Source organism: Syntrophaceticus schinkii, from assembly GCF_000946815.1.
Taxonomy (GTDB): Bacteria; Bacillota; DSM-12270; order Thermacetogeniales; family Thermacetogeniaceae; genus Syntrophaceticus; species Syntrophaceticus schinkii.
This window is the reverse complement of the sequence record NZ_CDRZ01000032.1, coordinates 1-5,994: the sequence shown is the minus strand read 5'-3', so window position 1 is coordinate 5,994 and position 5,994 is coordinate 1. Positions and strand designations below refer to the sequence as shown.

The 5,994-nt window shown below is 47.7% G+C and carries 5 protein-coding genes; all 5 read right to left on the bottom strand.

The features are described 5' to 3' along the window. Window positions 1–52: 52 nt before the first annotated feature. Window positions 53–967 (bottom strand): hydantoinase/oxoprolinase N-terminal domain-containing protein, encoded by a 915-nt coding sequence (locus tag SSCH_RS02580; RefSeq protein ID WP_052835224.1) that lies wholly within the window; start codon window positions 965–967, stop codon window positions 53–55. Between the two features lie 34 nt (window positions 968–1,001). Beyond that, a complete protein-coding gene (mutS, locus tag SSCH_RS02575) occupies window positions 1,002–3,623 on the bottom strand; it encodes a DNA mismatch repair protein MutS (RefSeq protein WP_156972047.1) in 2,622 nt (873 codons plus the stop codon). A gap of 20 nt (window positions 3,624–3,643) precedes the next feature. Continuing rightward, entirely contained in the window at window positions 3,644–4,015 is a 372-nt protein-coding gene (locus tag SSCH_RS02570; RefSeq protein ID WP_044664105.1) for a YlbF/YmcA family competence regulator, read from the bottom strand. 31 nt (window positions 4,016–4,046) lie between these two features. After that, on the bottom strand, window positions 4,047–5,423 hold the full coding sequence (gene miaB, locus SSCH_RS02565) for a tRNA (N6-isopentenyl adenosine(37)-C2)-methylthiotransferase MiaB (protein ID WP_044664104.1): 1,377 nt from the start codon (window positions 5,421–5,423) through the stop codon (window positions 4,047–4,049). Window positions 5,424–5,774: 351 nt separating this feature from the next. Beyond that, window positions 5,775–5,994, bottom strand: a 220-nt coding sequence (locus SSCH_RS19825) for a hypothetical protein (RefSeq protein ID WP_044664103.1), incomplete at its 5' end; no start/stop codon positions are given.

The following is a 5,994-nucleotide window of genomic DNA, read 5'->3' as shown; positions in this document are numbered from 1 at the left end:
TAAGGCATGATCTGTAGAACACCGTCTTGAACCTGCAGACAGCTGTCACCACCTACAGCAGCAGGCTGGTAGCAAAGGCCCTCACATGGGTGAGCTTGTCATCGATGCGCGCCCCCCTGGAGGCGAGCAGCGGTTCTCCGGATAGAATCAGGGCGAGGTCCGTGGTGGTTCCACCGATATCAACCACTACTGAAGTCTCTCCCCTGGGGGTGAGTGCCAGTCCACCGAGGGTGCTGGCCGCGGGGCCGGAAAAAATGGTTTCCACCGGTTTTTGCGCAGATAGATCAAAGGGCAGTGTACCTCCATCAGCCTTTAAAATATAGAGAGGAGCGGTAATTCCCCTTTGTTCAAGGAGCTTCAACACCTCGGCATAAAAGGTATGGAACCTGTCCTGGGTAGCCAGGGTCAACAGTGATGTATACACCCTCCTGGGAAAGTTCAAGCGGCCGGTTACCTGGTGCCCCATGGCTACCCTTATACCGGGAATTTGCTCCTCCAGGTAGGAGGCCACTCTTTCTTCATGTTGTTTATTGCGCTGAGAAAATTTCCCCACAACCACCGCGCGCATAACCCCTGCTTCTTTGATCTTCTGTGCACAATTCTCGATCTCTTGTTCATCCAAAGGGTCGATTTCTCTGCCGCGGTAGTCAATGGCTCCTGACAGCAAGAATGTATAGGGAACCTTGTAATCATATGTACTGGGATTCAACCCTGGGCCTGGTATGATCACCAGCGCCGTTGGATCGACTTTTTTCGTGGCGATTAAGTTAGTGATCAGGGTCGTGCTCAATACGATCCGCTCTAGCTCTTCCCCCTTCGCTGCTTCCAATAAAGGGTCCAGAGCCTTGAGAAGTGAATCCAACAGCTGATCATTATCCGTGGGTACCTTCATCTTTTCAATTATTTTTCTGCCATCCATCAAAACGGCATCTGTATATGTGCCACCTACGTCAAGACCAATAAACATACATTAATCACCTTTCTGTAACGAACTTTATCTTTTAACGCTGTCTTTTTTTCCTGGTAGGAGCGCTATCCTTTGCCTGTGATAAACGCTGCTGCCAGCCGGAAAGAATATTCAATGCCTCCAACGGTGTCATCTGAATTAAATTCAGGTTCTGCAGTTCCTGTATGATTACACTTTTATCATCAAAGAGCACCAATTGAACAGCTGCCGGAATATCTGGCTTTTTTGGCTCTGCAGATTTACCATCAGCTTCCATCATGTCAGCTACCTCCCGGGCGCGCTCAACAACCATAGAAGGAAGATTGGCCAGGCGCGCCACCTGGATACCATAGCTCTTATCTGTTCCGCCGGGGACAACTTTGTGCAAGAAAATAATATTATTGCCTTTTTCAGCCACTGCCACCGAGTAATTGACAACCCCCTTAAACTCGTCAGCCAGTTGTGTCAGCTGGTGGTAGTGTGTAGCAAAAATTGCCCTGCATCCGATCTGGTCATGTAGATATTCCACAATCGCCCAGGCGATCCCCAATCCGTCAAAGGTGCCTGTACCCCTTCCGATCTCATCCAGCACGATAAAGCTGTCCTTTGTGGCATGATGGATGATGTAAGAGACCTCATTCATCTCCATCATAAAGGTGCTCTGGCCCTTGCCCAGGTCATCCATTGCTCCGGCACGTACAAAAACCCGGTCAGCAATTCCGATCTCAGCCTCTTCCGCGGGGATAAAGGATCCACACTGGGCCATCAAGATCAAGGTAGCCATCTGGCGCATATAAGTGGATTTACCTGCCATATTGGGGCCCGTTAGGATATGAATCCTGTTATCTGCTTCTCCGATGTGAAGGCTGTTAGGAACAAATGAGCCCTCCGTGAGGAGCTGATCCAGAATCGGGTGGCGGCCATTTTTAATGCTGGTCATCCCTTCATTGTTGATCTTTGGTCTGACGTAATTGTTGCAGGCAGCGGTTTCCGCAAATGATGCCAGACAGTCGATCTGAGCGATCAAGTGTGCGTTCCGGCGCACCCTATCTGACATTTCTTTGGCGTTACTGCGAATATCGATAAATAACTGATACTCCAATTCCTGTAACCGATCTGTGGCTCCTAGAAAAAGTGCTTCCTGCTCCTTTAATTCCGGTGTGATAAAGCGTTCACCCTGAGTCAATGTCTGTTTTCTGATATAGTTATCGGGAACCAGGTGTAGATTCGGTTTGGTTATCTCTATATAATAGCCAAATACTTTATTGAAACCTATTTTCAGCGATTTGATCCCGGTGCGGGAACGCTCTTCGGCCTCCAGATTCTTGATCCAGGCTTCCCCTTCATCGATCATTTTGCGGAACTTATCAACCTCAGGGTGATAGCCGTTCTTGATCACGCCCCCGTTTTTCGGATTAACCGGTGGGTTTTCAATAATTCCGCGGTTAATGAGTTCTTTTAATTCGTCGATGGGGTCCAGCGATCCCCCAAGACCCTTGAGATGATCACTTGTCATCTGGTTGAGGATATCTGTGATCACAGGGATCACAGCCAGGGAATCGGCCAGTGCCGTTAAATCACGTGGATTAGCCACCAACCAATCGACCCTGCCGGTGATGCGCTCCAGATCATAAATCTTATCCAAATAGTCCCGCAGATCCTGGCGCAGCAAGAGATCAGCGGATAGTTCTTCCACTGAATCCTGTCTCTCTTTGATAGCTGATATATCCTGGAGAGGCAGCTCCAACCAGTTGCGCAAAAGGCGTTTGCCCATTGCGGTTAAGGTGCGGTCCAGTGCCCAGATAAGGCTGCCTTCTTTTTTGCCTTCCCACAGGGTTGTAAAAAGCTCAAGGTTCCTGATGGTCATGGCATCCAGGTACATATAGTTTTCGGGTGTAAAGACAGTTATCTTACGAAAGGGCAGTTGTTCAGTTTTTTGTGTCTGTTGAAGATACCCGAGCAGAGTGGCCGCAGCAGCCAGCCCTTCTCCTAAAGATCGGCGATCAAGGCCAATCAGATTATCCTGACCAAACTGCTTTTCGATGATCTCGATTGAAGTTTCTTGGTCCACCTCGGTAGGGATCATATTTCGGTAGCCCCAGCAGTTTCCCAGCATGGATTGAAAAAAAGAGAATTGTCCGCGCTTATAGATACACTCCGCAGGCTGCAGACGGTTCACCAGATCCACCAGGTGCCCGGATTGTGTTGTTACAGAAAATTGAGTAACCTGAAACTCACCTGTGCTGATATCACTCCACGCACAGCCGATATGGTCCTGTTTATGGCAAAGAGAAAGGATGTAATTGTTATTTGCCTGGTCTAGATAAGCAGCATTTAAAATGGTGCCCGGTGTCACCACCCTTACTACATCCCGCTTAACAATCCCTTTTCCTGGCTTGGCCTCTTCCAGCTGCTCACAAATAGCAACCTTATATCCTTTTTCCAGGAGACGATTGAGGTAGTTTTCTACCGCATGGTAAGGGACACCACACATGGGCACTTTTTGCTCTTTTCCCGCCCCACGGCTGGTCAGAACAATATCCAGTTCTTTTGCAGCTTTTTTGGCATCATCCCCGAACAGCTCGTAGAAATCCCCCAGGCGAAAAAAAAGCAGACAGTCCGGATACTTACTTTTTATCGCCTGGTATTGGGACATCAAGGGAGTTGCGTTAGCCACTCCTACCACTCCACGATTGCTTACGAGCAGCCTGAGCAGCTGTCACAACAATCCGGGGAACAAGCTTCTCCCCTCAAAACCTGGTTGATGATGTTGTTGACCTGCTGCAGAAGCTGATTAAAACGCTGTTGTGCAGCGAAATAGGCCTGGATATTCTTATCCACATTCACTTTCTCTTGGAGCTCGTTGAATGCTTCTAATTCCTCACTATTGATATTTTCTCCGGCATTCCGAGCATTTTGGATCTGTTGAAAACTCTTTTGGAACTCTGTGATCAACTTCAGTGATTCGGGGTCATTGTCAAGATTCATTTCCGCTGCCCGCAAGATTGTTGCTTCTTCAGTTTCCCGCAAGGCAGACCCAAGTTCCTGCGCTTTTTCTGTAACTGACACTTAATCAAGCACCTCCTGTAGTTATTACTGTTTAAATTCTTGGAAGAGGAACAGATTCCTCTTTTTTGTACACCCTTTTTAATTTACCGATGAGATTCCAGGTTCGGGCACAGGTAATCAAAACATCAGCAAGTTCACCTGTCAGATCCTCACCTTCTAAACCTTCAAAATCAACAATTTTATTGGTCCTCGTCCTGCCGCTCCACCGTTCGGGGTCTTTTTTGCTTCTCCCTTCTACAAGCACCTCCACAACCTGATTTTCTAAAGACAGGTTGTGTTCCAGAGTAATCTTATTCTGGAGATCCACCAACCTTGCCATTCGCTCCTTTTTTGCATCCTGAGATATTTGTTCCCCCATCTTCACCGCAGGGGTCCCCTGGCGAGGGGAATACAAAAATGTGAAGGCTGCATCAAACCTTACCCGTTCCACCAGATCCAGAGTATCCTGGAAATCGTCCTCTGCCTCTTTCGGGAATCCTACTATGATATCAGTTGTAATACTTGCCTGGGGTACTTTTTCTCTAATTCGTTCAGTCAGAGCAATGAATTTTTCCCTGGTATAGCCCCTGTTCATCAACTCTAAAATCCTGTTGCTCCCTGACTGGATAGGCAGATGAAAATGCTCACAAACCTTTTGGGAAGCAGCGATGGTCTCAATCAACTCCTCAGTGAAATCCCTGGGATGGGAGGTCATATATCTGATCCTGGCAAGACCCGGTATCTCATCTAAAGACTCCAAGAGTCCCGCAAAATTAACATGACCTGATAGTTCTTTTCCGTAGGAGTTTACATTCTGTCCGAGCAGTGTAACCTCACGGTAGCCATCTGCGGCAAGCTGTGTCACCTCTTCAATGATCTCCTCAGGTGGACGGCTTTTCTCTCGCCCCCTGGTATAGGGGACAATACAGTAAGAGCAAAAATTATTACAGCCGTACATAATGGTAACATAACCCTTTACGGGATTTCCGCGATGTGCAGGCAGCAGTCCAGGGGTTTCCCCGGTTTCATCATGTTCATCAGCAACTACTTTTTTATTATGCTCCAGACTTTCTTTCAAAAATTCTGGCAATCTGTGGAAATTGCGCGTTCCAAAAATGATATTAACAAAGGGTGCCTTTTTCACCAGGAACTCTCGAATCTCAGGATTGTGGGCCATACACCCCCCAACCGCAATGACAAGTTCGGGGTTTTTGCTTTTCTGATATTTCATATTCCCCAGAAACCCCAGTGCTCTCTGTTCAGCGGTTTTTCTGACCGAGCAGGTATTGAGAATGACGATATCCGCATCCTTAGGGTCAGGGGTCCACTGATAACCCTCTTTTTCTAACAGTGCCTGCATGATTTCAGAGTCATGTTCATTCATCTGGCAGCCAGAAGTCCATATATTAAATCTGCCCTTTGCTTCCATCAACTGCTCCCTCTCTGGTATCAAATTATCCTGGTGAAAACCACCAACGTTTATTATTATAGCCCAAAGACTGCAAACGTACAAAGTTAGTGGTTGGTGGTTGGCGTGCACCGGGGACGGTTCCCGGTGCATTTCTGGTGCACGCGTGCAAAAGGAAGTAGAGTAGGCGGGGTCTCTTGCCGCCTGGTAGCGTTTAGGTCAGGACAGTCCGTTATACTGCCCCTTTCGTCTGGCAGTGCCTTAGTATCCCGGCCGTGCACTACTGGCCTAGTAGTTGTATCCCCTACCCCTCATCGAACCGTACGTGCGCTATTAACGCATACGGCTCTCCGTAGTCATTATTCACGGAGATCACGCAAAGATTCTTACCCTGACATCGTAAATATTCACAAATATACGGGGTGTAGGCAGTGGAAATTTCTTGAGAAATAGCCTGAATTTTTCCCAATCAAAGCTTTTCCTCTGGCTGCGACGGTTTAGCCATTTGAAGAGCAGCTTTTCTACCTCATAGAGGAATTTTATACAGCATCGGAGCATTTGTCGGTTATACCATAGTAGCGGTAGTTTCCCA